1 pseudogene is annotated in these 576 nt (G+C 52.1%); it reads right to left on the reverse strand.

Annotated elements, in window-relative coordinates:
• Positions 1-481: pseudogene (locus JNK74_29695) on the reverse strand (NAD(P)-binding domain-containing protein).
• Positions 482-576 lie beyond the last annotated feature (95 nt).

Consider the following 576-nt stretch of genomic DNA (forward strand, 5'->3'; position numbering starts at 1 on the left):
GTTCTTTGCCGGGGGCGAGAGTTTCGAAGATCGGGCGAAGTTTTTCGGTAATCTCCAGCTTGCCGCCGATCATTAAGCTGTAACCTTCGGTGAGACCCCAGATGCCGCCGCTGGTGCCGCAGTCGACAAAGTCAATGCCTTTGGCTTCGAGCATGGCGGCATGCGTAATGGTATCTTTGTAATTTGAGTTGCCGCCGTCGATGATGATGTCGCCTTTCTTCAATAAAGAGGCGACCTTCTCGATCGTTTCGGTGGTGGTCTTGCCGGAGGGGACCATCACCCAAACGACCTTTGGCGATTGGGTCAGCTTGCCGACCGCTTCTTCCAAAGAATACGCGCCTTCTGCACCAAGTTTAACTGCAGATTCAACGGTCTCCTTGGTGCGGGCGTAGCCCACCACGCGATGACCCGCGCGCGATAAACGCGTTGCCATGTTCAATCCCATTTTTCCCAAACCAACTAATGCTAATTCCATTTGATAAGACTCCTTTTAATTTTTCCCTGCTCTGTTGGGGCCTTAGCCCCCGACAGAGCATAATTGATTTATAAAAGACTTGCCGCCGCCTCATCCACAAA

The sequence above is a fragment of the Candidatus Hydrogenedentota bacterium genome (assembly GCA_016791475.1).
In the GTDB taxonomy this organism is placed as follows: Bacteria; Hydrogenedentota; Hydrogenedentia; order Hydrogenedentales; family JAEUWI01; genus JAEUWI01.